At 39.6% G+C, this 24,509-nt stretch carries 21 protein-coding genes; 7 read left to right on the forward strand and 14 right to left on the reverse strand.

Annotated elements, in window-relative coordinates; all coding sequences use genetic code 11:
* Window positions 1-3: 3 nt before the first annotated feature.
* From pgi to ACZ1GV_RS10095, 3 genes are all read left to right on the forward strand, one after another.
* Complete coding sequence (gene pgi / locus ACZ1GV_RS10085) at window positions 4-1,647, forward strand: glucose-6-phosphate isomerase (protein WP_472674055.1); 1,644 nt, start codon at window positions 4-6, stop codon at window positions 1,645-1,647.
* A 26-nt stretch (window positions 1,648-1,673) separates the two neighbouring features.
* Window positions 1,674-2,588, forward strand: a complete 915-nt coding sequence (locus ACZ1GV_RS10090) for a DMT family transporter (protein ID WP_472674056.1) — start codon at window positions 1,674-1,676, stop codon at window positions 2,586-2,588.
* Window positions 2,589-2,789: 201 nt separating this feature from the next.
* Window positions 2,790-2,972, forward strand: a complete 183-nt coding sequence (locus ACZ1GV_RS10095; RefSeq protein WP_210561640.1) for a DUF3545 family protein — start codon at window positions 2,790-2,792, stop codon at window positions 2,970-2,972.
* Window positions 2,973-2,985: 13 nt separating this feature from the next.
* On the opposite strand, the gene ung is transcribed toward ACZ1GV_RS10095, so the two are convergent.
* The gene (ung, locus tag ACZ1GV_RS10100) at window positions 2,986-3,657 is read right to left on the reverse strand and encodes a uracil-DNA glycosylase (protein WP_472674057.1); all 672 of its coding nucleotides are present in this window, start codon (window positions 3,655-3,657) and stop codon (window positions 2,986-2,988) included.
* 164 nt (window positions 3,658-3,821) lie between these two features.
* On the opposite strand from ung, the gene ACZ1GV_RS10105 reads away from it, so the two are divergent.
* Both ACZ1GV_RS10105 and rdgC read left to right on the forward strand, forming a co-directional pair.
* Window positions 3,822-5,561, forward strand: a complete 1,740-nt coding sequence (locus tag ACZ1GV_RS10105) for a sensor histidine kinase (protein ID WP_472674058.1) — start codon at window positions 3,822-3,824, stop codon at window positions 5,559-5,561.
* Window positions 5,562-5,642: 81 nt separating this feature from the next.
* Window positions 5,643-6,551: a recombination-associated protein RdgC gene (gene rdgC, locus ACZ1GV_RS10110; RefSeq protein WP_472674059.1), complete on the forward strand. Its 909-nt coding sequence runs from the start codon at window positions 5,643-5,645 to the stop codon at window positions 6,549-6,551.
* Between the two features lie 137 nt (window positions 6,552-6,688).
* On the opposite strand, the gene ACZ1GV_RS10115 is transcribed toward rdgC, so the two are convergent.
* The 7 genes from ACZ1GV_RS10115 to ffh all read right to left on the reverse strand — a co-directional run bounded on the left by ACZ1GV_RS10115 (window position 6,689) and on the right by ffh (window position 12,432).
* Window positions 6,689-7,531 carry an HDOD domain-containing protein gene (locus ACZ1GV_RS10115; protein ID WP_472674060.1) on the reverse strand — a complete coding sequence of 281 codons (843 nt, stop codon included), beginning with the start codon at window positions 7,529-7,531 and terminating at the stop codon, window positions 6,689-6,691.
* Between the two features lie 123 nt (window positions 7,532-7,654).
* Complete coding sequence (gene tyrA / locus ACZ1GV_RS10120) at window positions 7,655-8,785, reverse strand: bifunctional chorismate mutase/prephenate dehydrogenase (protein ID WP_472674061.1); 1,131 nt, start codon at window positions 8,783-8,785, stop codon at window positions 7,655-7,657.
* A gap of 89 nt (window positions 8,786-8,874) precedes the next feature.
* Complete coding sequence (rplS, locus tag ACZ1GV_RS10125) at window positions 8,875-9,243, reverse strand: 50S ribosomal protein L19 (protein ID WP_210561630.1); 369 nt, start codon at window positions 9,241-9,243, stop codon at window positions 8,875-8,877.
* 32 nt (window positions 9,244-9,275) lie between these two features.
* The gene (gene trmD / locus ACZ1GV_RS10130; protein WP_472675890.1) at window positions 9,276-10,028 is read right to left on the reverse strand and encodes a tRNA (guanosine(37)-N1)-methyltransferase TrmD; all 753 of its coding nucleotides are present in this window, start codon (window positions 10,026-10,028) and stop codon (window positions 9,276-9,278) included.
* Window positions 10,029-10,045: 17 nt separating this feature from the next.
* The gene (gene rimM, locus ACZ1GV_RS10135; protein WP_472674062.1) at window positions 10,046-10,585 is read right to left on the reverse strand and encodes a ribosome maturation factor RimM; all 540 of its coding nucleotides are present in this window, start codon (window positions 10,583-10,585) and stop codon (window positions 10,046-10,048) included.
* A 30-nt stretch (window positions 10,586-10,615) separates the two neighbouring features.
* Window positions 10,616-10,864, reverse strand: a complete 249-nt coding sequence (gene rpsP, locus ACZ1GV_RS10140) for a 30S ribosomal protein S16 (RefSeq protein WP_472674063.1) — start codon at window positions 10,862-10,864, stop codon at window positions 10,616-10,618.
* A 194-nt stretch (window positions 10,865-11,058) separates the two neighbouring features.
* Window positions 11,059-12,432 carry a signal recognition particle protein gene (ffh, locus tag ACZ1GV_RS10145; protein WP_210561622.1) on the reverse strand — a complete coding sequence of 458 codons (1,374 nt, stop codon included), beginning with the start codon at window positions 12,430-12,432 and terminating at the stop codon, window positions 11,059-11,061.
* A 222-nt stretch (window positions 12,433-12,654) separates the two neighbouring features.
* Between ffh and ACZ1GV_RS10150 the strand changes: the two genes are divergently transcribed.
* The gene (locus ACZ1GV_RS10150; protein ID WP_472674064.1) at window positions 12,655-13,464 is read left to right on the forward strand and encodes a cytochrome C assembly family protein; all 810 of its coding nucleotides are present in this window, start codon (window positions 12,655-12,657) and stop codon (window positions 13,462-13,464) included.
* A gap of 70 nt (window positions 13,465-13,534) precedes the next feature.
* Entirely contained in the window at window positions 13,535-14,809 is a 1,275-nt protein-coding gene (locus ACZ1GV_RS10155; RefSeq protein ID WP_472674065.1) for an HlyC/CorC family transporter, read from the forward strand.
* Window positions 14,810-14,828: 19 nt separating this feature from the next.
* On the opposite strand, the gene ACZ1GV_RS10160 is transcribed toward ACZ1GV_RS10155, so the two are convergent.
* From ACZ1GV_RS10160 to lpxC, 6 genes are all read right to left on the reverse strand, one after another.
* A complete protein-coding gene (locus tag ACZ1GV_RS10160; RefSeq protein WP_472674066.1) occupies window positions 14,829-18,644 on the reverse strand; it encodes a non-ribosomal peptide synthetase in 3,816 nt (1,271 codons plus the stop codon).
* A gap of 1 nt (window position 18,645) precedes the next feature.
* Window positions 18,646-20,430 carry a patatin-like phospholipase family protein gene (locus tag ACZ1GV_RS10165; RefSeq protein ID WP_472674067.1) on the reverse strand — a complete coding sequence of 595 codons (1,785 nt, stop codon included), beginning with the start codon at window positions 20,428-20,430 and terminating at the stop codon, window positions 18,646-18,648.
* A 156-nt stretch (window positions 20,431-20,586) separates the two neighbouring features.
* Window positions 20,587-21,594, reverse strand: a complete 1,008-nt coding sequence (locus ACZ1GV_RS10170; protein ID WP_472674068.1) for a fumarylacetoacetate hydrolase family protein — start codon at window positions 21,592-21,594, stop codon at window positions 20,587-20,589.
* A 12-nt stretch (window positions 21,595-21,606) separates the two neighbouring features.
* Complete coding sequence (locus ACZ1GV_RS10175; RefSeq protein WP_210561593.1) at window positions 21,607-22,152, reverse strand: VOC family protein; 546 nt, start codon at window positions 22,150-22,152, stop codon at window positions 21,607-21,609.
* Window positions 22,153-22,249: 97 nt separating this feature from the next.
* Entirely contained in the window at window positions 22,250-23,326 is a 1,077-nt protein-coding gene (gene hppD, locus ACZ1GV_RS10180) for a 4-hydroxyphenylpyruvate dioxygenase (protein WP_210561591.1), read from the reverse strand.
* 244 nt (window positions 23,327-23,570) lie between these two features.
* Window positions 23,571-24,482 carry a UDP-3-O-acyl-N-acetylglucosamine deacetylase gene (gene lpxC, locus ACZ1GV_RS10185; protein ID WP_472674069.1) on the reverse strand — a complete coding sequence of 304 codons (912 nt, stop codon included), beginning with the start codon at window positions 24,480-24,482 and terminating at the stop codon, window positions 23,571-23,573.
* Window positions 24,483-24,509: the final 27 nt, after the last annotated feature.

A 24,509-nucleotide genomic window follows, 5' to 3' on the forward strand; every position in this document is an offset into this window, starting at 1 on the left:
AATATGAGTCAGTCTGCTATGAATCGAGATATCTTAGATTCGTTGAAACCGCATTTTGAACGTTTACAAAATGTGCACATGAAAGATTTGTTTGCAAAAGATAAAGCGCGAGCAAAAACTTACACGCGTAAGGCCTGTGGTTTTACACTAGACTTTTCAAAAAATAACATTGATGAAAGTGCATTTAATGCACTTTTAGAACTTGCCAATAACTCAGGTTTATCTGAAAAAACCAAATCCATGTTTACTGGCGGCATTATTAATACCACCGAGCAACGAGCTGTATTGCATACTGCGTTACGTCAACCTAAACACAAGTCCGTGCTGGTCGACGGCGTTAATGTGGTTGATGAAGTGCATGAAACACTATTTAAAATAAAATCTTTTGTTGACCAAGTACATTCTGGTCAGCGCAAAGGCTATACCGGCAAAGTGTTTACCGATGTTGTTGCAATTGGCATTGGTGGTTCGTTTCTTGGGCCTAAAATCATCACGGAAGCGTTAAAGCCTTATAAAGTATCGTCGCTTAATGTTCACTTTGTTGCCAATGTCGACGCGCATCATATTACCGATGTACTTAAAAAACTTAATGCTGAAACGACTTTGGTTGTGATGAGTTCCAAGTCTTTTACCACTCAAGAAACGTTAAAAAATACAGAAACGGCGCGTGATTGGTTGTTAGGTCAAGGCGCTGAGTTCTCAGATATCAGCAAGCACTTTATGTGCGTATCTAGTAACATCAGCAAAGCAACAGAGTTTGGTATAGACCCTGACAATATCTTCCCAATGTGGGACTGGGTAGGCGGCCGTTACTCATTGTGGTCGGCTATCGGTTTACCTATCGCACTTGCCTTAGGTTACGACAATTTTGCGGAGATTTTAGCGGGCGGTCATGAGATGGATGTTCATTTTCAAACGGCTCCATTGCAAGATAACTTACCTGTAATTATGGGCGTACTCGGTGTTTGGTATAGAAATATGTTTGGTAGTCAAGCTCATGTTCTACTGCCTTACAGCCATTATTTACGTGGTTTTCCAGCTTATGTTCAGCAGTTAGATATGGAGTCAAACGGAAAGTCTACCGATATGGATAATAACCCGATTGATTACGCAACCGGTCCAATTATTTGGGGTGGTGAAGGAACAAATGGACAACATGCATTTCACCAATTAATGCATCAAGGAAATACAGTTATACCGGCTGACTTCATTATGCCTATCGTTCCTAACCATAGCGAAGTCGAACATCACCAAATGTTAGCTGCAAATTGCTTTGCTCAAACTCAAGCATTAATGCAAGGTGAAACGATTAATGAGGTGAATCAAAAGTTAATTGCAAAAGGTTTCTCAGTTGAAGAAGCTGCAACATTAGCTGTTCACAAAAGAATGCCAGGCAACAGGCCATCTAATACATTGTTAATGGAATCATTAACACCAAAACAAATCGGGGCGTTAGTTGCTCTTTACGAACACAAGGTCTTTGTTCAAGGCGTCATTTGGAATGTGAATAGTTTTGATCAATGGGGCGTTGAGTTAGGTAAAGTACTTGGCGACACAGTGCTAAGTGCTATCAAAGGGGAAACGGTCGATTCCCTTGATTCATCTACTCAGCAGCTTGTCGATTTATTTAAATCTCACGTCAATTAACCGAGCAGCCATCACAAGGATATGAAGTGAACCCTAAGTATTATCTAGAACTTGTTCTATTAGCGGCTATATGGGGCGCTTCATTTCTATTTATGCGAATAGCATCACCCGAGTTTGGTGCTATTAATATGGCGGCATTACGTGTTGTCATTGCTGGTATAACGCTACTTCCGGTGTTTATCATCGTTGCAACTAAGCATATCCCGCCTCTTCCACAACACGAAAAAAAGATCCTGTGGAAAAATTTAATCATAGTAAGTGTCGGTAATTCAGTTATTCCGTTTTTTCTGTTTGCTTATGCAGCACTGTCTTTAGAGGCAGGTCTAGCATCAATCGTAAACGCAACAACGCCGTTATGGGGCGCTTTTTTTGGGGTCGTGTTATTCAATGCGGTATTGCCTAAAAGTGGCTGGTTCGGTTTATTACTTGGGTTTATTGGTGTCATAGTATTAACTCTGCATAAATTGTCGCTTAGTTTTGACAATGATGTCTTAGCGATTTGTGCCGTAATTACCGCCACTTGCATGTACGGCATTTCATCTAATTATTCAAAACGACATTTAAACAACGTACCTGCCCTGCTTGTTGCCTCCGGAACTATGTTTGTTGGTGCATTTATCGTGTTGCCTGTCTTTTTTATCGGAGACACAATAACTCATTTAATGTCAGTTTCTCTGCATGCCTGGGCAGCTCTAATTATATTGGGCGCCTTATGCACTGGGTTTGCCTATATTCTGTTCTATCGACTAATAGAATTTACCAGCCCAACGATTGCTATGTCGGTCACCTACCTGATACCTATCTTTGGTGTCTTTTTTGGCAGTACATTTTTAAACGAGCCATTATTTATTAATATGTTTTTTGGCGGAATTTTAATCTTAACTGGCGTTATGCTAACGACAGGTCTACACCAAAGATTAAAAAAGTTTAAGCAACAATAACTTAAGTAAAAAGACATCGAAGCGAACAATAAACGAACCACTATTGTTCATATATCTTTCAAAAATTGTTCATATTTTTTTCACTTTTTATCTTTACATTATCCCCCGTTGTGATAAAACGAATTTGTGCATTTTAGGTGTGTGACGATTCACCACCTATCATCCTTATAACAATAATAATTAAACGTTAAGGGGGCCGATATGGAAGGGCTAGCTGAGTTGTTTGAAAACGCTTTAAACGATACTGGTAAACGCGCGAGTAAACGAGGAGCAAAACGCAAATGGCGCGAAATCGAGTCAATAAAAGACAAATACCGATTGCGCAACGAACTTAAGGATATAGACCCATCTGCAGACTACGATCTTGCAGATTTAGAGTTTTAAGGTAACAAAGTAATCAAGGTAAGTACCAATTCACCTTGGTCTTACCTTTACTTTCTAGTATTTGATTAGCCATTTTAAAGTGGTTACAACCAAAAAAACCTCTTCTTGCTGACAGTGGCGAGGGATGTACTGACTTCAAAACAGAATGTCTCGTTAAATCGATCAACACCTCTTTTTTTTGCGCAAACGCACCCCACAATATAAACACTACATCTTTTGTATTCTCACTTATGTACTTAATCGCATTGTCTGTGAACGTATGCCAGCCATAATCTTTATGCGAATTAGCATTACCCTCTTCAACAGTTAAAACTGCGTTTAGTAATAGCACGCCTTGCTCTGCCCATGAGCTCAAATCACCATGCTTTGGTGTTTCAAAGTCTTCATACTCTAACGCTAATTCTTTATAAATATTACGTAATGATGGAGGGATTTTTTGGCCTTTACTGACCGAAAAACTAAGACCGTTAGCCTGACCTAATCCGTGATATGGATCTTGACCTAAAATAACAACCTTAATTTCATTTATTGGTGTTAATTCAAAGGCCGTAAATACTTGATTCGAAGGCGGGAAAATAGTTGCATGACTGTTGCGGGCGTCCTCGACTTGTTTGGTCAGCTGCCCATAATATGGCTGACATTTTTGTTGTTTAAAAAACTGAGTCCAATTAGTATTTTCTGTCATAAATATTTCTTTTAGTGGGCAAGATTTTCACATTCTACTAGGATATAAGAGTTAGTTAAATTAACTTATTTTTGTTATAACATAGACATACTAGAGACATAGTTACTTTTATTACTTTTTAATTCTTTAATTTACCCATGCCATAACCTAGGACCGCAATATTAATGAAGCAAAAACAAAGCATTTCAAGACGATTACTAATGAGTGTATTGTCCGTATATTTTGTCTTAACTTTTGCCGTTACCTGCGTCCAATTGCTGGCTGAATATATTAATACTAAAGCTTATATTGCTAAAGAGTTACGTACTTTAGAAAATACTTTTAGCCGAAGTCTTACTCGAGCCATCTGGGAGTTAAACACACCACAAGTCATTTCTATATCTGAAGGGTTAGTGGCTATGCCCAAAATTGAGGGCGTATTAATTCGCAACGAATATGGTGAGTTACTAACTGAGTTAGGTAATTCTGAGTTTGACGTGATCGAAGAAGAGTCAGATCTCGCCCACGGTGGAAAAATGATCTCAGGGCCAAATGGCTTATTTGGTTACCGGTTCCCTTTGGTTTTTGAGTTTTCCGGTCGCAGCACGTTAGTTGGAGATGTTACTTTATTTTCATCTCGTGATGTCGTTGTTGATCGTATACTGCTAAGCGTTTATTTTATGCTAGGAAGCGCATTTACAAAAACGACCTTCCTAATTTTGCTATTCCTGATGGCATTTCGAAAACATCTTACAAACCCACTAGACGATCTCGTTGAGCAGCTAGAGTCTATTGATTTAAACAATCTATCTGGCGTAAAGCTAAATGTTAACCGCTTTAAAGGCAGTGAGCTCGGTGATATTCAAAGTTCTTTTAATGGTCTCATTGCCCAATTTTCAGAGTCACAAGAAAAGCTTAAACATACTCAAAAACAGCTTCTCAAAAGTAACGACATGCTTGACCAACAAAACTTGTTATTAGAACAAGAAGTAGCTAAAAAGACCGCGAATTTAAGTCAGGCGATGATGGATTTGCAGCGACAAAAATACCAACTTGAAAGCAATCAAAGTGTTCTAAGACAAGAAATAGAAACACGTAATAGCACTGAAAACCAACTTCTAGCAAAGACTCATGAACTAGAAAGTACGATAGAAACACTTAAGCTTGCACACGGAAAGCTAGTAGAGTCAGAAAAGTTTGCGGCACTTGGTGGCCTTGTTGCGGGTATTACGCATGATGTTAATACGCCAATTGGAGTCAGTGTCACGGCGACGAGTGTGCTAACTGAACGTATTAATGAAATCGAAGCAAAGCTTACTAACCAAACGCTTAGCGCTAATGATATGAAAACCTTTTTACTGGAAAGCAAACAAAGTACGGAGTTGTTGTCTAATAACCTGCAACGAGCCAGTGAACTAATTGCAAGCTTCAAGCAAATTGCAGTAGATCAAACTAGTGAAGTGAATCGTGTTATCAATATTAATTCTTACCTACACGAAATTGTTGCGTCCTTAAAACCCGAACTCAAACGCGGTCAACATAAGGTTGTTATTAATTGTCCTCTAGATTTAGAAGTCTCCGTTCCAGCTGGCGCTATTTCGCAGATATTTACGAACTTTATAATCAATAGCGTTATTCATGGATTTGAAGACATGAAAGAAGGCGAAATTGAAATTGACGTATCTGACAACATAGATCAAATCAATATCGTCTATAAAGACAATGGCCGCGGTATAGAATCTGACCAAATCAATCAACTATTTGACCCTTTTTATACCACTAAAAGAGATGAAGGTGGCTCTGGGTTAGGTACCAATATCGCATACAATATAGTTACGCAAACGCTTCACGGCGATATCACGGCTCAAAGCCAAACTGGTGAAGGCTTAACTTATAATATTAAGATCCCAAAGTCTTTTAGTTAGGTCTTTTATCAAAAAATTCAGGTGTTAAATACTGCTAGTTTGATATGATTCAGTCCCTGTTTATTATAGAGAATTAGCTGTATGTGGTTTAACAACGCCTTCATTTATAAATTTACCAAGCCTTTTGAATTATCCGCTGACGAAATTACTAATCACTTACAAGACCACCTTTTTAGACCTTGCGGTAGTCAAGATCAGCTTAAGCAAGGCTGGGTACCTGCAATACCAGGCACTGAAGGGCTATTACATGCAGCAGGTAATACATTTTTAATTTGCTTGAAGACTGAAGAAAAAATTCTGCCTTCATCTGTTATAAAAGAAGCTTTAGAAGAAAAAGTGCAACTTATACAGCAAGAACGAGGGCAGAAAGTTGGCAAAAAAGAACAGCAGTCAATAAAAGAAGAGATTGTTCAGACTTTGCTTCCAAAAGCATTTTCAAAGAGTAGTCGCTTATACGCGTACATAGATATAAAAAACCAGTGGGTTGTTGTAAATAGCAGCAGTGCCAATAAAGCAGAGAATCTGCTTGCGATGCTAAGACAATGTATTGGCTCATTACCTATTCTTCCACTAAAACCAGAGCAAGATTTGATGCTTGCCATGACAAACTGGGTTAAGAATGACGCCTTACCAAGTCCATTCCAATTCGCAAGCGATATTGAATTAAAGGCTTTGGATGAGGAAGCGGCAGTCGCGAAATTAAAAAATCATGATGTCACTGAAGAAGAAGTACAACTTCACATCACAAATGGCAAATTTGTTCACAAGCTAGGTCTAGTTTGGGATGAAAAAGCAAAATTTGTAATCAATGAAGAAGCGGCCATTAAACAAATCAAATTTTTAGACATAGTAAAAGAACAAACAGACGATGTACCATCAGATGATAAATTAGCGAAATTTGATGCAGACTTTGCATTAATGACAGGCGAGTTAAATAACTTAGTTAATGACTTAGTAGCTGTTTGGGATGTGTCAACCGTCGAAAATTAATTGGTGATAATGATTCGAGCTGCGCTTATTGTGTTCAGGGTCATGCTTATTAAAAGAAAAAAGCTAACCTAATGGTTAGCTTTTTTACTTAAGTTTTATCTGTCTTAAATAACCTTGGTACCGTAAGACAATATCAATTATGCAAAAACACTCTTTATGTCTAATAGTGCTTTGTTAAACTCGTCTGATTTGAAGTATTCAATATCTTCAACTACGCCTTTCTCTACATAAAATTCGTATTTATCTATATCCGCTTGCCCTTTACACAATACATCATGATACAAGGCTCCAACTCGAACAAAGTCTATATAACTTACGCTTTGCGTTTTATACTCTAGATCATTCCACTTTTCGGCAATTTCAATAAAGTCACCACTAAAGCCCCAAGAACGCATGATAGCGCCCCCAAGTTTACCGCCCATTCTCTTAATTGCCGCTTCCAAAAAGCTTGGATTAGCAAACACTTCTTCGTGTCGCTCGGCTTCTGTAAGTATTGGCAGTACGCCGATACTGTGGACTAATGCTGCTAGTGTTAATGTATCAATATTAATTGACGTATGTTTATGACCTTTTTCCCACTTCTGCATGGTAGCAATTGCGACACAAGCTACATTTACCGTTTTTTCCCAAGACTTTTGCATGTATTCGCGAACAAGTTCATTTTTAGAAACGAATAACTGCTCCATCGCTATCGCTGTCGCAATATTTTTTATTTGTCGAAGGCCTATTCTGGTAACGGCTTGATTTAGCGAGTCAACTTTTACTGAACGCCCCATAAAAGCGCTATTAGCCACTTTTACTAAACGGGCAGACAAAGCGGGATCCTGTGAGATAACGTTGGCCATCATATGAAGATTTACATCTGGATCGTCTGCCGCTTCTCTAATTTTAATCGCTATTTCTGGTAACGTAGGCAGTACTAAAGAGTCACTTTGAATCTTTTCAACCAAAATTGTTAATAGTGCATTTTCTGTAGACATAAAGGGTCCTTTAAAGTCTCGGAGTAAACTTAACGAATTTTTATTATTTACAACGATTTTAGTCGTAGTATTTTGTTTTAGCCAATTCAGATACAGAAAAAGTTAATATAATTTTGAATATTTTCATTTGCTACTCAATTGCTTAACAGACTTTGCATCATGTGCAGTTTTAAGCATTGCTCGGCTTTCCAATAAAAACTCTTTAGACGCGTCACCAAACCAATCAGCAACATCATCAAAGGATGCTTGGAATGCTTTTTTGTCATTTTCCGTCAGCTCAACCAGTGCCTCATTCAGCTCTTCAAAGAAACTTTTTGCTAGCGCCTGAATATTTTCCGCATTATAAATAATGTCAGCGTAGAGTTGGGAATTCTGAGCGAACAAACGGCCAGTCATTGCTAACTCTAGGCGATATATAGGAGAGCTCAGCCTTAACAGCTGTTGCAGATCTGGGTTCTGTTTCGCCAAAAAACGACCATATACATAAGTTGTAAAGTGACGCATTGCTTGAATGATTTCCATGCTACTGTCATGTTGCTGAGCGTCATCTACTTCTAATATTGCACCCCATAGTGTTAACTGTTCAATTAACCATTGGTAAGACTCCTGATGGCGCCCATTACATACCACAACAACTTGTTTCACAAAGTTTGGTACATCTGGTCCAAACATAGGATGTAAACCAACCACTGGACCTGAGTGCTTATTTAGCATGGCATTTAACGGTTGTTCTTTAAGTGACGTTAAGTCAGCAAGAATACAATCTTCAGGTAACTCAGGCAGTTGTGATATAACTTCAGCTGTCACTTGAATTGGCACTGATATAATAACCAGCTTGGCGTTAGAAAATACGGCGCTGTTATTTGCCCAATCATTTTGTTCAAATACTACAACCTCGTAACCAGAGCGTGAAAACATATCAACAAAACGACTCCCTAACGCACCCGCACCACCGACTACGACAATTTTTGCTTGCGGCATCAAGCAACGATAGGAATTATGCTGACTCTGATACGACTCGCGCATTATTCGCCTTAGAAGATCTTCAATTAAATCTGGGCTGACATTGAGCGATTCAGCAAGAGATCGACGCTCAGATATAAGCGCGGCCTCACGAACAGGGTCATATATGGCTTTACCTATTTGTTTTTTATATGCGCCAACCTTGCTTGTGATCTGCTGACGTTTAGCTAACAACTCAACTAGTTGGGTATCGATTGCATCGATATCCTGACGTAAATCTTCTAATAACACGACAACTCGCTTTTTAAGTGCTGGGATTTTCTTTATAGCATAAAAAAAGGAGCACTGTGTGCTCCTCTTTTAACATCGAGTAAACTAGTTTACTTTCTGAAAGATAACTTTTCTTTGATACGTGCTGACTTACCAGAACGTTCACGCATGTAGTATAGTTTAGCGCGACGTACGTCACCACGACGTTTCACTTCGATGCTCTCGATAACTGGGCTGTGCGTTTGGAATGTACGCTCAATACCTTCACCGTTAGAAATTTTACGTACTGTGAAAGCAGAGTGTAAACCGCGATTTCTCTTCGCTAATACAAATCCTTCAAACGCCTGAAGACGCTCTTTGTTGCCTTCTTTTACGCGTACTTTTACAACTACTGTGTCGCCAGGCATAAATGCTGGTACATCAGTCTTAAGCTGCTCTTCTTCTAGAGCCTTAATGATGTTTTGACTTACTTTGCTCATTATTTTCTCTCTTTTCTAGGATTCACTGATATCTAAACAACATCATTTGTTTCTTGTTCACTAAGGAACTCGTTCAACAAACGTTGCTGCTCGTCAGTCAGAGCTAGATTGTTAATTAAATCAGGTCTTCGCAACCAGGTTCTACCCAATGACTGTTTTAACCGCCATTGTCGGATTTTTTCATGATTACCGCTAAGTAATACATCTGGCACCCGTTGGTCTGCCAGTACTTCAGGTCTTGTGTAATGCGGACAGTCTAATAAACCATCTGCAAATGAATCCTGCTCTGCGGACAAATTATGCCCTAACACACCTGGAATCATTCTCGACACCGAATCAATCAATGTCATTGCCGGTAATTCACCACCGCTTAGAACAAAATCTCCAATCGACCATTCTTCATCGATTTCCGATTGAATCACTCGTTCATCTATTCCTTCATATCGACCCGCGACTAGCACTAACTTTTTGTTTTGCGCTAGTTGTTTAACACCTTCGTGATCTAATTTTTTGCCTTGCGGAGACAAGTAAATCACTTTAGCCCCTTCTCCAGCTGCTGTTTTCGCAGCGCGAATCGCATCTGTTAAAGGTTGCACCATCATTAACATTCCTGGGCCGCCGCCATAAGGTCTGTCATCAACTGTACTATGTCTATCATGCGTAAAATCACGAGGATTCCATGCGTTAAATTCTATAGTGCCGTTTTTGATGGCTCGACTAATCACACCTTGCTGTGTAATCGCGTCAAACATTTCTGGAAAGAGCGTAATAACGCCTAACCACAACTGACAATTCATACTTGTCAGAATCCTGGATCCCAGTCCACCGTAATGGTGTTTTCTTCCTTGTTGACTGATTTGATCACGTCATCCTGAATATACGGAATCAACCTTTCAGTTTTGCCGAATGCATCTTTAGCATTTGCATCGACTACTAAAACGTCATTTGAACCCGTTTCCATCAAGCCATTAACTGTACCTAAATCATAACCAGCGTCGTTTACTACTTTCATGCCTTTAAGGTCACGCCAATAGAATTCGTCTTCTGCCAATTCTGGCAACTGGCTGGCTTCAACAAAAATTTCAGCATGAAGCCAAGCTTCTGCATCATTAATTGAATCTACGCCATCTAACTTAGCAATTAGGCCTTTGTTGTGTCGGCGCCAATCGGCAACCTTCACTAGATGTTGCTGTCCATTGAGGCTTACGCGCCAAGGACTATAATCGAAGATTCCCTCAGGAACCTCAGTGTAGGCATTTACTTTGAACCAGCCTTTGATGCCATATGTTGCACCAACTTTACCGACTAGAATGAACTCGTCTGAATTTGTTAACTGACTCATTTATTTACCTTCACTCTTTTGCATAATCAATTAAGCCGCTTTCTTAGCGTCTTTAACGATTTTTGCAACACGATCAGAAAGTTGTGCACCTGTAGCTACCCAGTGTTCAACACGATCTAGGTCGATACGGATTTTTTCTTCTTGACCAGTCGCGATTGGGTTGAAGAAGCCGATTTTCTCAATGAAACGACCGTCACGTGAACGGCGGCTATCTGCAACAACGACTGAGTAGAATGGACGTTTTTTCGCGCCACCACGAGCTAAACGAATAGTTACCATAATTTCCTCAATTATTACTAATGGTTAAGGTGAAAATTCACCACCCTTTTTAGACACCCTAAAAAAGGTCGCGCAATTGTACGGATCTGGTGAAAAATTTCAAGTAGTAATGACAAAAACGGGCCATTCAATGATGACCCGTTTAATATTTTATCGAAAATGATGAGTATCACTCTCGGAATAGCAATAAAACCTTATTTAATGCGTGGAAATCCGCCTGGCATTTTTGGCATCCCGCCACCCATTCCGCGCATCATTTTCATTAGGCCTCCGCCTTTCATCTTCTTCATCATTTTTTGCATTTGAGTAAACTGCTTCAAAAGTCTATTCACGTCTTGTACTTGCGTGCCACTACCTGCAGCGATACGACGCTTTCTTGAACCTTTGATAACCTCAGGGAACTTACGTTCTTTTTTTGTCATTGAGTTAATGATGGCTTCCATTTGATTAAACTGCTTGTCATTAACTTGTCCTTTAACCGCATCCGGAATATTACCCATTCCTGGCATCTTATCCATCAAACTAGACATACCACCCATGCTTCGCATTTGGGTTAGTTGGTCTTTGAAGTCCTCTAAGTCAAAGCCTTGGCCTTTCATTACCTTCTTGGCAACTTTTTCAGCTTTATCTTTGTCGATTTTAGATTCAATTTGTTCTACTAAAGATAGAACATCACCCATGCCTAAAATTCGGCTGGCAATACGTTCTGGATGGAATGGGTCTAACGCATCTATTTTTTCGCCCATACCAATAAATTTAATTGGCTTGCCAGTAATGTGTCTAATCGATAGCGCTGCACCACCTCTTGCATCACCATCCGCTTTGGTAAGAATTACACCCGTAAGCGGTAAGGCTTCATTAAAGGCTTTTGCTGTATTTGCAGCGTCCTGACCTGTCATCGCATCAACAACAAATAAGGTTTCAACTGGTTTTACAGCTGCGTGTAGATCTTTAATTTCAGCCATCATTGCTTCATCTACCGCTAAACGACCCGCAGTATCAACAAGCAACACATCGAAGAACTTTTTCTTCGCATGGGCAATCGCACCGTTGACGATATCAATTGGCTTTTGTTCTACGGTGCTCGGGAAAAATTCAACATCAACTTCTGTCGCAAGGGTCTCTAGCTGTTTTATTGCAGCTGGTCGATAAACGTCGGCGCTCACCACTAAAACGGACTTTTTCTTTTTCTCTTTTAAGAACTTAGCAAGTTTACCGACCGAAGTTGTTTTACCAGCACCTTGCAAACCCGCCATCATTACTACGGCAGGAGGCTGTGCTGCTAAATTTAAATCTTCATTCTTGTCGCCCATGGCTTTTTCAAGCTCACTTTGGACAATTTTAACAAATACTTGACCTGGCGTTAGGCTCTTGCCAACTTCTTCACCTACTGCACGTTCTTTTACAGATTTAACGAAATCACGAACAACAGGAAGCGCAACGTCAGCTTCTAATAAGGCCATTCTGACTTCGCGTAGGGTATCTTTGATATTGTCTTCGGTAAGACGACCACGACCACTTATTTTCTTCAGTGATGCGGATAAACGATCGGATAAATTACTAAACATGAATTATCACTGCTCTTTAAGTTAACTTAGCAACGTAAAACGCCACAACTAGACTCTAAATTCTTTATATTGGGCCGATTATATACAGGTGCAAGATTAAAATATAGTTAAGCACTACGCAAAGTGTCACAACCTGCATTTCTTTTATAGTCTGCGTGCAACTTTCATGTTATTTTTCTGTCTGTTGATACTATTAAAAAGTTTAAAAGTAAGGATTCTGCGGTGACGTTTATCGAGTTAGGCTTAATAACTTGTTTCATTGGTTTTTTAACCAGTTCAGTGTTATGTGCAAAATCAATTTATTCTAAAACATCAGATAACTCTAAATTAATCCTCGTTCTGTCTGTTGTTACAACCGCTGTTCAGCTCATCATTGCCAGACAGGCGTTGTATATCGATAATGAACTACACTTATCTCTTGCGTCGATGTCCTTGCTTGTAGCCGGTTTAATCAATCTATCTATCGTTGCCCGTTCCATTAAGCAACTAAATCCAATGATGATTATCGTTACAAATGGCTTTTCTGCTTTATTGTCTATTTTATTATTAATAACACCGCTAAACTCCGCGCTGTATACAGGCGGGCTAACAGCATCATCGGCCGCTATGATAATTCATATTGCTTTATCCGTGAGTGCCTACTGCATTTTAGTAATTGCATCTTTATATGCCTTACAATTTCATTACATAGATTCCAAGCTAAAAGCGAAAACATTAGCCTTAAACTCATTTTTACCACCCCTTAATGTTGTAGAACGTCAGCATTTTAACTTAATGACACTCGGGCTTTTGTTGTTAACTGCGGCACTGCTCACTGGCTTTATGTTTTTAGACACTATGTGGTCAAAAGACTATGCCCACAAAACCGTATTATCGTTAGTTGCTTGGGGTATATTTTTAGTACTCACCATTGGCCATAAAATATACGGTTGGCGCGGCACAAACAGTGCTATTGGTACCGTTATCGCGGCAATTATTCTTTCATTAGCGTATTTTGGCAGTCGCTTTGTTAAAGAAATCCTTCTAAACTGATTGATTGGGCTTAACTAGCTAATTAGAACATGTTATTTATATACCTTAACTTTATATAGGAACCATCTGCTTGGACGACATATCAACGAGTACGCTGTTTATTGCGCTAGCTGTACTTATCTTTATATCTGCATACTTTTCGAGCTCTGAAACAGGCTTAATGGCGTTGAACAAATATCGCCTTAAGCATCTGGAAAACGAAGGCCACAAAGGCGCAATCCGCGTATCAAAATTGATGGCTCGACCTGATCAACTTATTGGTCTTATATTAATTGGTAACAACTTGGTTAACATTGGCGCTTCGTTCTTAGCTGCTGAAATAGGGCAACGCTTGTATGGCGATGTCGGTTTAGCCGTGGCGGCGTTCGTATTAACTTTTGTCATTCTGATCTTTGCTGAGGTAACGCCAAAAACATTAGCGGCCTTGCATCCAGAAAAAATTGCCTACCCTAGCTCTTGGGTGCTAAATATTTTATTAAAAGTACTTTATCCATTTGTCGTTATCGTAAATTATATTACGAATGGCATCTTAATTATGCTTCGTATTAGCGCAAAAGACCGACAAGAGCATAGTTTAAGTAGTGAAGAGCTTCGAACCGTCGTCAATGAATCTGGTGGCTTACTCGAAGATAAACATCAAAACATGTTGGTAAATTTACTTGATATTGAAAACATTAAAGTTGAAGACATCATGGTGCCACGAAATGAGATCTATGCACTTGATATCAATGATGATTGGAAAGATTTACAACGTGGTTTAACAAACGCGCAACATACTAGATTATTGCTTTATCGTGACAACATTGACGATGCAGTTGGATTTATTCACGTTCGTGATGCATTACGCTTGTTATCAAAAGACGACTTTACTAAAAATAATTTGCTACGTGCCGTACGTGAGATTTATTTCACACCTGAGGGCACTTCTATAATTACGTTAATGCAAAAGTTACAACAAAACAAAGAGAGAATTGGTCTTGTTGTTGATGAGTATGGCGATATTCAGGGCTTATTTACGCTTGAAGATATTCTTGAAGAAATTGTTGGTGACTTTACAACGGGTATTGCGGTTTATACTAGTGATGAAGTCGAAGAGCAAAAAGATGGCTCCTTTGTTATTGAAGGCAGCGCGAATATTCGAGAAATAAATAAAGAAATGTCTTGGGACTTACCCATTGACGGTCCAAAAACAATTAATGGCTTGATACTTGAGTTTTTGGAAGAAATACCTGAAGTAGGTGTTTGCCTAAACATTTCCGGCTACCCAATTGAAATTGTCGATGTTGATGACAATAAGGTCGCCAGAGCCAAAATCCATCCACCAGAGGTGGCTACGGAAGACTAATTAAAAAATAAAAGATGGCTCAACTGCCATCTTTTTTATTGATTTCAGCTTTGATGACGTCGGCCAATTGATCCACTTTACCCGGTTCAAAAAAATGGCTATGAGACGTTTCTATCTCAACTTCATCTCGACGTCCAATTAGAACTTTTCGCCAACCACCCAATAACAAATTATGGATTAACCGATAAGCGGAAGACTTTATGAGTATTGCATCCCCTTCATAATTCGACATAGTATGTTTACGCATTGCTTTTACTTGTAATAACAGACCGTTATCTTGAAGCACACTAAGAATCTTAGAGCCAGACGTTCTTTGTCGGGCGATATGCCACCGAGCAAGCAATTTGGCCAGCCACTGCCAGATTATGATGATCAGTTGAGGCATTTTCATTAATATCGTATCAACGATAAAAACGGTTTTGACATCCATCCCTCTTAGTCTGAGCTTTCGTGCTGTTTCTACCGCCACTAAGCCTCCAACTGAAAAACCAGCCAAATAAATAGCCTTATCGCCACGACCTGCAATTTTATCTGCATATAGCGATGCTAGTTCGTCAATACTCAATGTTCCCACAGAACCAGGAGGTTGCAGCATATGAAGGTCTGACACTCCTTTCATACATAAAGCAAGTGACTTAAACCTCAACAAATCGCCATTTCCAGATGCGGCAACAAACAAGCTTGCGCTTCTAGTTGTATCGCCAAGACTCACAAGAAGGCTTGGTTTATCCAATTGACTGTTAATACATTCAACTAAGCTAGCAACCGTTGGATTAGCAACCAATTGATGTAATGATAATTTTTGTTCGATTAGATGCTCAACATCATTCAACATAATAACGGCTGCTAACGAATCTCCACCACACTCAAAAAAGTGGCTGTTAACCGTCAATGAATCTCTGTTTAATACACGTTGCCATATCAACAACATTTGTTTTTCTAGCTTGCCTATTGGTTCTCGTGAAGCTGTTAAGTGCTCAGTTAAATTAATAGGGGGCAGCTCGTCGTAAGCTATTTTCTCATTTGATGTGACTGGCATTGACTCAATTAACATTAGTCGCTGCGGTAGCATATAATCGGGCAAGATCGCCACTAATTTTGCGCGAATGTCAGCGCCTGTTAATAACGACTTACTGCAATACCAAGCGTGTATCGCACTTGACGATTTGTCCGATACTAATTTGCACGCAGCCTGTTCAACACCACAAATAGACAAAATAGCATTCTCAATTTCATTTAGCTCAATTCGATAGCCACGAAGTTTAATTTGTCTGTCAACTCGACCTGAAAAATGTAAAACGCCATCACAATCAAGCCAGCCAAGATCTCCGGTTTTATAAAGTCGTTGATGACCTAATATAGGCGTCTCAAACATACGAAAACGATGCTGAGTTTCAGTCTCATTATTAACATAACCCTCTGCAAGACTTTCTCCTGCTATATAAATTTCGCCAACTACACCAAATGGTTGTAACTGATCCTGGTCGTTTAATATTATTATTTGAGTGTTTGAAATCGCTTTGCCAATAGGCATATGACGACTGCGGATCGTCTGAGGATGCATTTGCCAAGAGGTGCAAAATATCGTTGCTTCCGTTGGACCATAAACGTTAAATAGCTGCGCCCCTGTTGCTTCCGAAAAGCGTTTTGCCAGTTCATACGACAGCACTTCACCTCCGCAACAGCAAATTCTAAGCGGTAACTCTATTTGTGAATCTAAACCATCTAAAAATCGAGTTAGCGTTGACGGTACAAACGCCATCATAGTGGCGTTAAAATGTGTTATTAACTCAGGTAACCATTCAGGAAGCAGGCGTCCTGCTTTTGGGAAGGCAACACTTCCTCCCGCCATCAATGGCGCAAGCATTTCAATAAGCGATGGGTCAAAGTTTATCTGTGTCGCCTGAAGTGCTCTATCATCAGAGGTAATACCCCAATTATCAACTATCCAATTTAATCTATTTTTTAAGGCTTTATGGCTGATAATTACACCTTTAGGGTGGCCAGTAGTACCTGAAGTAAACAATGTATAAGCGTGCTTATGATTTACCTTGTTGTATTTAACTAGTTCGGAAAGTTGATAAGGCTTGCTACATAAATCAGTAATATCTACCGGCAAAGTCGTTCCTGAAAAAAGCCTAGTATTACTGCTATTAACAAAGTATGTGTTGCAGCGTGTTTGTTCGGCGATATTTTGAATTCTTGTGTCGGGCCACTCTAAGTCGATTGGTAAAAATACAGCGCCTATAAAACTACACGCTAACATAGCCACCACAACTTCAGGTCCACGGTGAAGGGCTAAAACAACCGTATTACCAGGTTCTACTCCCGCTACGTGTAACTGATCGGCTAAATGCGCAGCACAAATAACTAACTGTTGATAATTTAGTGTCACTTCATCTGATATGAGCGCGATGTTTTTCGGTGTTACTAACGATGTATTGATAATATTTTCAGAGAAGGACTCTGTATCTATTAAGGTTCTATTTCTATCGTATTGCTTTTGTTGTAATTCAACCTCTGCCTCGGTACACAGCTGCAAATTACGATTTACTTTTTGTTCACCTATCAACTGCGATGCTAATGAGATAATGCGAGGTCCGATCAATTGACTCTCAGCTTCAGAGAAAAATGTGCTCCCTGTCTCTAGCACCATTTCCGTGTCTTTAGCATCTAAAAAGTCACATAACGAAATAGCTAATGGATACCTGCTATAGGGGTTAAATGTTTGTTTGGTTTCGGAGAGAACTGCATCGCCAAATTGGCTAGAAAATTCAAACTCTTCATACGAGAAAATGATGTCGAATAATCGATCACGGCCACGGCGAACAACTTCTAAACGTTTAGCATGATCGCTGAGTGGGTACTTTGCATGACGATAACTTTTTTTTAGCGAGCGACCGATATCTGCTACTAACTCATTAAAACTTTGACCATCGTTATGATAAATAGTTAAGGGTAAAACCGCGACAAACATGCCTAGCGTATTTTTATACTTGTTTCCTCCCCTGTTCAGGCTTGGAACACCAATAACGACTTCAGATACATTTTGACTTTTAAATATATAGATAGATAAAACAGCAAGATAGACTTGAAACGCGGTGGCTTTGTTGTCTCTACAGAAGGTTGCTATTTTTACTCGTAGCGTTTCATCTATGTGATGTTTAGCGATGTAGGCTTTTGGTAACTCTGTCGCTTTTTTCTCAATGTTTCCATATCGCTCTGTAAAAAGTGGCTCGGGCAGTTTCGAGAAGGCATGGATCCAATATTCATGATCTTTTTTATAGGTATTGCTTTGTAAATATTCGTTCGACGCTTCTATAAAGTCTAGATAGTCCGCCTGTGGAACAAGACTATCAACCGTCTTGGTCATCAATCTATTATAACAGTCACCAAGTTTTTGCGTCGTTAAAGATAAACTCCACCCATCCATGATTGTATGCATTGCTTGGATGACTAAGTAATGGCGACGGTCATGCTCTTTTAATAATGCAAAACGTACCGGTGGTGCGTTTTTAAAGTCAAATTCGCTTACCATCCATTGCTCTTGCCAATTCATGATAGCCTGTTTTGGATCATCGCAATGACTTAAGTCCACAAACTCGTATATTGGGATTACATCATCCCGACTGGCTTGGCTTCCTTTTATGTTAGGTATTAACCTAAGTGCACTGTTTTCCTGAACTAACAACTGTAATGCTTTTATGAACAAGTCGGTGTCTAAAACACCTTTAATTTCAGTGTAGCCACCGATATTAAGGTGTGCGCTGTTAGACCAAGCCAACCATTCGGTCCAAATTTCCTTTTGTGGAACGGATAACGGCAGCAACTTCATTTTATAGCTCTGCCTGTTCTTTTAACTGGTCTAAATGATCTAGCGTAAATTGGTAACCTACTTCAATGATTTGCTCAGCTTTTTTGTAATCCATTATTTTAAAATCCGACAATGGTGGCTCTAAATAAATATCCGCGCCTCTTTTTGTATGAGGCCGTTGCGATAAACCGCCAATATGTGCCACTTGCAACATAATATCGACAATCCCTGGAAGAGTATCCTGGTTACTATTAAAGTGTGATTTTACCTTTTTCCAAGTACTCAGCTCTGTCGTTGATGAATCAACTGAAAAACGCCCCCTTACATCTACATCGATAGCGATAACCAAACCATTTCCTCGACGACGCTCTAGTGGCGTACTTAATCGTTGGCGCATGGCCTTAACCGGAACGTTTTCTAAAATAGCCCCATCGACTAATAAATTGCCATCACTAATAACTGGAGGAAATAATCCAGCAGGCGAGTTACTTGCCAATACTGCTTTCCAAAGCGGACCATGATCTAACACTGCAGTTTCAGCATCAGTAAGATTGCAAGCGGCAGCAAAAAATGGTGTCCACAAGTTTTCTATATTTATATCCCCTAAAGCGTCATGAAACGCATTCGCTAAATTACTATTCGACATTAGCGATACAACAGGGAACGTTAGCTTCATTCCACTTTTGGCGTGCTTTAGGATTTCTAGGTGAATCTTATCTCTTGGCATACCTGCGACATAGCTAGCACCAATGAGTGCACCCATACTGTTGCCACCAATTAAATCGATGGGAATTCCAGCTTCTTCAAACGCTTTGATAACACCTAAGTGAGCAAAACCTCTCGCTCCGCCCCCACCTAAAACAAGACCAACCGCCTTTTCTAGCAAAAACCGCGACAACCTCATAAAATCACTTTGCTGTGAATACTTTATCGGATAAACACGTTCTGCATCTCGCTCTTTATTCCATGCTAATCTGTCACCACAAAACTCCGCTGAATCAGGCAATATCAATGCAAGGTGGCGTCTCATCAAAATAAAATTGGGGTGCTGATTTAATTGCTGCTCAATTTCAGACAGCTCAATAGACTTGCTTCCATCACCCACTAATACTAGCTGATCGGCGTGTTCAAAATTAGTACGCTCTTTTGGGTTAAAATTAGACGAGCCTTTAAATATAATAAAATCATTCACGGCCTCGACTTGATCTAGCGCACGCCCGTGATTTTGTTCATTATCAAAGCTATTGCAATCTAAAGCCTGGCATTTGCCATACTCGGATAACGCGCTAAATAGCTGTTCACTAAACTTATCAATATCAATTGAGTTATGAATTGGTAATAGATAAAAACTTTGTGCTCGACGTCGTTTATCAACTTGTCGTTCGTGTCTAAGGTGGCGATAGATAGCATTCGAGAATGCCCGATTAAGTTCAATCGGAAATTTTGTTACTAATTCTTCGTATTTTTCGTAATCTAAAATTGCGACAACCGACTCTCGAGTAGCTGAAATATCTGCGGTTCGAGCTTGCCTTAAAATCATACTTGTTTCACCAATACAATCGCCTGGTAAAACTTCGTTATACATTAGCTTATTGCCACCGTGTATTGTTCGACTTACCCGCAAACGACCACTAACTAACAGAAAAAGTGAATCGGCACTGGAGCCTTCTTCAATAAATTTACTTCCACCTGAAATTGTTTCAAGTCGTAATGCAGCAGCAAGTGATTCTAAAACGTCATTAGATAGATCACTAAAATCATTACTGGCTTTTAATAGCTCAAACAATTCTTTTGTAGATACGGTCATATTTCTCTTTATAAGCAGTCGCTAATCTAAAATTTATCATGGCAGAATTATTTGGATTTGTCGCCTTTAAAAAAAGCGTAAAAACAAAAAAGCCTTGTTGAAAAACAAGGCTTTTTATATTCGAGAAATTGGTTCGTAAAGTGCGAACTAAGTTTACTACTGTTTTACTAAGTCTTGGTTGATTTGGCCGAAAATGGATTGACCTGATTTATCAAACATTTCAATCTTAATGTTATCACCAAACTCCATAAACGAAGTCTTAGGTGCACCATGATTAATAGTCTCTATCATTCTAATTTCTGCCAAACAGCTATATCCAACGCCGCCTTCAGCAACCGGTTTACCCGGACCACCATCCATTTTGTTTGATACTGTACCTGAACCTATAACTGTACCAGCACACAGAGGACGTGTTCGAGCAGCATGAGCAATCAGCTGACCAAAGTTAAATGTCATATCAACACCAGCTTCTGGCTTACCAAAAATTTCGCCATTTAAATGAGATACTAAAGGTAGAGACAACTTACCATCTTTCCACGCATCACCCAATTGATTTGGTGTCACGCACACTGGAGCAAACGCGCTTGATGGTTTTGATTGGAAAAAGCCAAAACCTTTGCCTAATTCATTTGGAATTAAGCCTCGTAATGACACATCATTAACAATCATGACTAATTGAATATACTCAAGTGCATCTTCTGCACTAACGCCCATTGGCACGTCACCAGTAATGATTGCAACTTCTGCTTCAAAATCAACACCAAAGCCTTCTGTTGTAGGCATAACAATTGGTGATTGTGGCGCTAAAAAGCTATCTGAACCGCCTTGATACATTAGAGGGTCAGTCCAGAAACTCGCTGGCATTTCAGCATTTCTTGCTTTACGCACTAGCTCAACATGATTCACATAAGCCGAGCCGTCTGCCCATTGATAAGCTCTTGGCAACGGAGAGTGACAGTCTGCTTGATTAAAGTCTTCACCTGCGATTTCGCCACTTTCTAATTTACTAAATATTGCCTCTAATTTAGGTGCTAATTCAGACCAATTATCAAGCGCAGCTTGTAAAGTTGGTGCAACGTCAGTTGCTGAAACCATTTTTGTTAATGCAGAATTAACCACGACTAGTTGGCCATCACGACCAGCTTTTAAACTTGCTAATTTCATTAAAATTATTCCTTAAGACTTTGCGTTAAAATCTTCGCCGCTATGTAACCACGCTGCGTGATTCGGCGCTTTTTTAGTTTTAGCCCACTCTTCAAGCATATCTGGAGCAACTCGTTTTAACTCGGTTAACATACCAGGCTTATCAGTATTAGCCGCCAGCTCAATACGATGTCCGTTTGGATCAAAGAAATAAATAGACTTAAAAATTGCGTGATCAGTTGGACCTAAAACATCCACACCTGCAGCTTCCAAACGATCTTTCGCTTCAATAAGCTCGTCTAACGATCCTACTTCAAATGCAATGTGCTGTACCCATGCTGGCGTATTTTCGTCACGTCCCATTTCAGGCGCGTTTGGGATTTCAAAGAATGCCAACACATTGCCTTGACCAGCATCTAAAAAAACATGCATATACGGGTCTGGCTCACCAGTTGAAGGCACTTTGTCTTCAGCGATAGCTAATTGAAACTCCATGTTTAACAAGTCACGATAGAACTCCACCGTTTCTTTTGCGTCTTTACAACGATATGCCACATGATGAATTCGATTAATTTTCATAAATTTACCTTTTTAAGGCTAATGCCCGGTTAATGTAAACAACGGCAAGTATTGAGAAATATAGTCGCCGCTGATTTATTATGTATAACGTTAAGAATTACTTATCGCCAATTACGCCACGGGCAACTTGGTCACGCTCAATCGACTCAAATAATGCCTTGAAGTTACCTTCACCAAAACCGTCATCTTCTTTACGTTGAATAAATTCGAAGAAAACCGGCCCTAACGCTGGCGCAGAGAATATCTGTAATAATAGTCTAGGTTGACCACCATCAGTTGTTCCATCTAGTAGAATACCGCGAGCTTTAAGTTCATCTACTGGCTCACCGTGTCCTGGTAAGCGTTCTTCTAGCATTTCATAATAAGTAGCTGGAGGCGCCGTCATAAATTCAATACCAGAAGCTTTTAGACGGTCCCAACAAGCAAGCAAATCATCACATGCAAATGCAATGTGCTGAATACCTTCACCATTGTATTGCATCAAGAACTCTTCAATTTGACCACCACCACCGGCAGCTTCTTCATTAAGAGGAATACGGATTTTGCCGTCTGGCGCAGTCATCGCTTTTGATAATAATCCAGTGTACTCACCTTTGATATCGAAATAGCGAATTTCACGGAAGTTAAACAGATTAGAATAGTAATCAGCCCAGTAACCCATACGACCGCGATAAACATTATGAGTCAAATGATCAAGCGTATGAAAACCACAACCTTCTGGACGACGGTCAACACCTTCAATCCAATTAAAGTCAATATCGTAAATGCTTTCACCATCTTTATAACGGTCAATTAAGTAGAGATTAGCGCCACCGATACCTTTTATAGCTGGTAGACGCAATTCCATAAGACCAGTATCAACTTCAACTGGTTGCGCGCCTTTACGAACTGCTTCGGTATGAGCAAATTGTGCATCTTTTACACGAAATGCTAGACCACAAGCTGAAGGACCATGTTCTTGGGCATAATAATCGGCGTGACTGCCTTTTTCATAGTTTGTAATGAAATTGATGTCACCTTGTCGCCAAAGTTCAACATCTTTAGAGCGATGACGCGCGACTTTTGTAAAACCCATCGACGCAAACATTGTTTCTAAAATGCCTTTTTTAGGTGCACAAAATTCTACAAACTCAAAGCCATTTAATCCCATTGGATTTTCGAATAAATCAGCCATTACCTTCCCCCTATACATCTAATATTCTGTAATTTTGTTATACGTTATTAATGAGTCATATAGCCCATTTTTGTTGGCGCTCAATATACCAAATGTTGTCGAATCCAAGAAAAGCTTTGTGTATTAGTAGTAGGAATTAAGGGAAAGATTTCTTTACGCATAAAAAAACGCAGCTAAAGCCGCGCTTTCATAATTGAATGTCATTTAGTAAAAGTAGAGCACTTTTATGTGCTCTTGAACATTACTAAGCAAGTTGAGGGATTGCTGCTGTTACGCCTTCTGGCGCTTCTTCGCCAAAAGTAACATATTCCCAACAATCTTGATGTTTCATCAGTTCAACTAATACTTTGTTATTTAAATCATGGCCCGATTTAAATGCAACAAACTCAGCTAATAAAGGTGTGCCGGTCATGTATAAATCACCAACCGCATCAAGTATTTTATGCTTTACAAATTCATCTTCATAACGAAGGCCATCTGGATTAAGAACACGATATTCATCTAGAACAATCGCGTTATCCATGTTACCACCGAGCGCTAGATTGTTATCGCGTAAGTACTCGATATCTCTCATGAATCCAAAGGTACGAGCACGACTGATTTGCTTAAGAAACGACTCAGCTGTTATGTCTAACTGGATGCGTTGTTTCGACTGGCTGATAGCTGGATGGTCAAACTCGATTCTAAAATCAATTTTGAAACCATCGTAAGGACGCAACTCTGCCCATTTATCACCTAAGTCAACACGAACTGGCTTAGTTACTTTGATGTAACGACGCAGACTATTTTGCTCTACGACTTCAGCTTGTTGCATCAAATATATGAACGGTAGCGAACTACCATCCATAATTGGAATCTCTGCCGCATCAACTTCAACAATCAGGTTATCGATTGCTAAACTTGCGATTGCAGCCATTAGGTGCTCAGTTGTAGACAAACGTTGACCCGCATCATTTATTAAACACGTACACATCTGAGTATCACCTACTAATTCAGGAGACGACTTAAACTCAGCAACCGGCGTAAGGTCGGTGCGCAGAAATACAATACCTGTATTTTCAGCAGCAGGACGGAGAGTTAATGTAACCTTCTCACCTTTATGTAATCCAATCCCTGTTGTTGTAACAGAAGATTTTATTGTACGTTGTTTAATCATATTTGCGTGATAAACCTCTTGTCTAAT

The sequence above is a fragment of the Psychrosphaera sp. HA2-10 genome (assembly GCF_055693745.1).

Bases quoted from the DNA above. Each gene is read 5' to 3' on its own strand.
- pgi (WP_472674055.1), top strand. From the start codon at position 4: ATGAGTCAGTCTGCTATGAATCGAGATATCTTAGATTCGTTGAAACCG.
- ACZ1GV_RS10095 (WP_210561640.1), top strand. From the start codon at position 2,790: ATGGAAGGGCTAGCTGAGTTGTTTGAAAACGCTTTAAACGATACTGGT.
- ung (WP_472674057.1), bottom strand. From the start codon at position 3,657: ATGACAGAAAATACTAATTGGACTCAGTTTTTTAAACAACAAAAATGT.
- ACZ1GV_RS10105 (WP_472674058.1), top strand. From the start codon at position 3,822: ATGAAGCAAAAACAAAGCATTTCAAGACGATTACTAATGAGTGTATTG.
- rdgC (WP_472674059.1), top strand. From the start codon at position 5,643: ATGTGGTTTAACAACGCCTTCATTTATAAATTTACCAAGCCTTTTGAA.
- ACZ1GV_RS10115 (WP_472674060.1), bottom strand. From the start codon at position 7,531: ATGTCTACAGAAAATGCACTATTAACAATTTTGGTTGAAAAGATTCAA.
- rplS (WP_210561630.1), bottom strand. From the start codon at position 9,243: ATGAGCAAAGTAAGTCAAAACATCATTAAGGCTCTAGAAGAAGAGCAG.
- rimM (WP_472674062.1), bottom strand. From the start codon at position 10,585: ATGAGTCAGTTAACAAATTCAGACGAGTTCATTCTAGTCGGTAAAGTT.
- rpsP (WP_472674063.1), bottom strand. From the start codon at position 10,864: ATGGTAACTATTCGTTTAGCTCGTGGTGGCGCGAAAAAACGTCCATTC.
- ffh (WP_210561622.1), bottom strand. From the start codon at position 12,432: ATGTTTAGTAATTTATCCGATCGTTTATCCGCATCACTGAAGAAAATA.
- ACZ1GV_RS10160 (WP_472674066.1), bottom strand. From the start codon at position 18,644: ATGAAGTTGCTGCCGTTATCCGTTCCACAAAAGGAAATTTGGACCGAA.
- ACZ1GV_RS10165 (WP_472674067.1), bottom strand. From the start codon at position 20,430: ATGACCGTATCTACAAAAGAATTGTTTGAGCTATTAAAAGCCAGTAAT.
- ACZ1GV_RS10170 (WP_472674068.1), bottom strand. From the start codon at position 21,594: ATGAAATTAGCAAGTTTAAAAGCTGGTCGTGATGGCCAACTAGTCGTG.
- ACZ1GV_RS10175 (WP_210561593.1), bottom strand. From the start codon at position 22,152: ATGAAAATTAATCGAATTCATCATGTGGCATATCGTTGTAAAGACGCA.
- hppD (WP_210561591.1), bottom strand. From the start codon at position 23,326: ATGGCTGATTTATTCGAAAATCCAATGGGATTAAATGGCTTTGAGTTT.
- lpxC (WP_472674069.1), bottom strand. From the start codon at position 24,482: ATGATTAAACAACGTACAATAAAATCTTCTGTTACAACAACAGGGATT.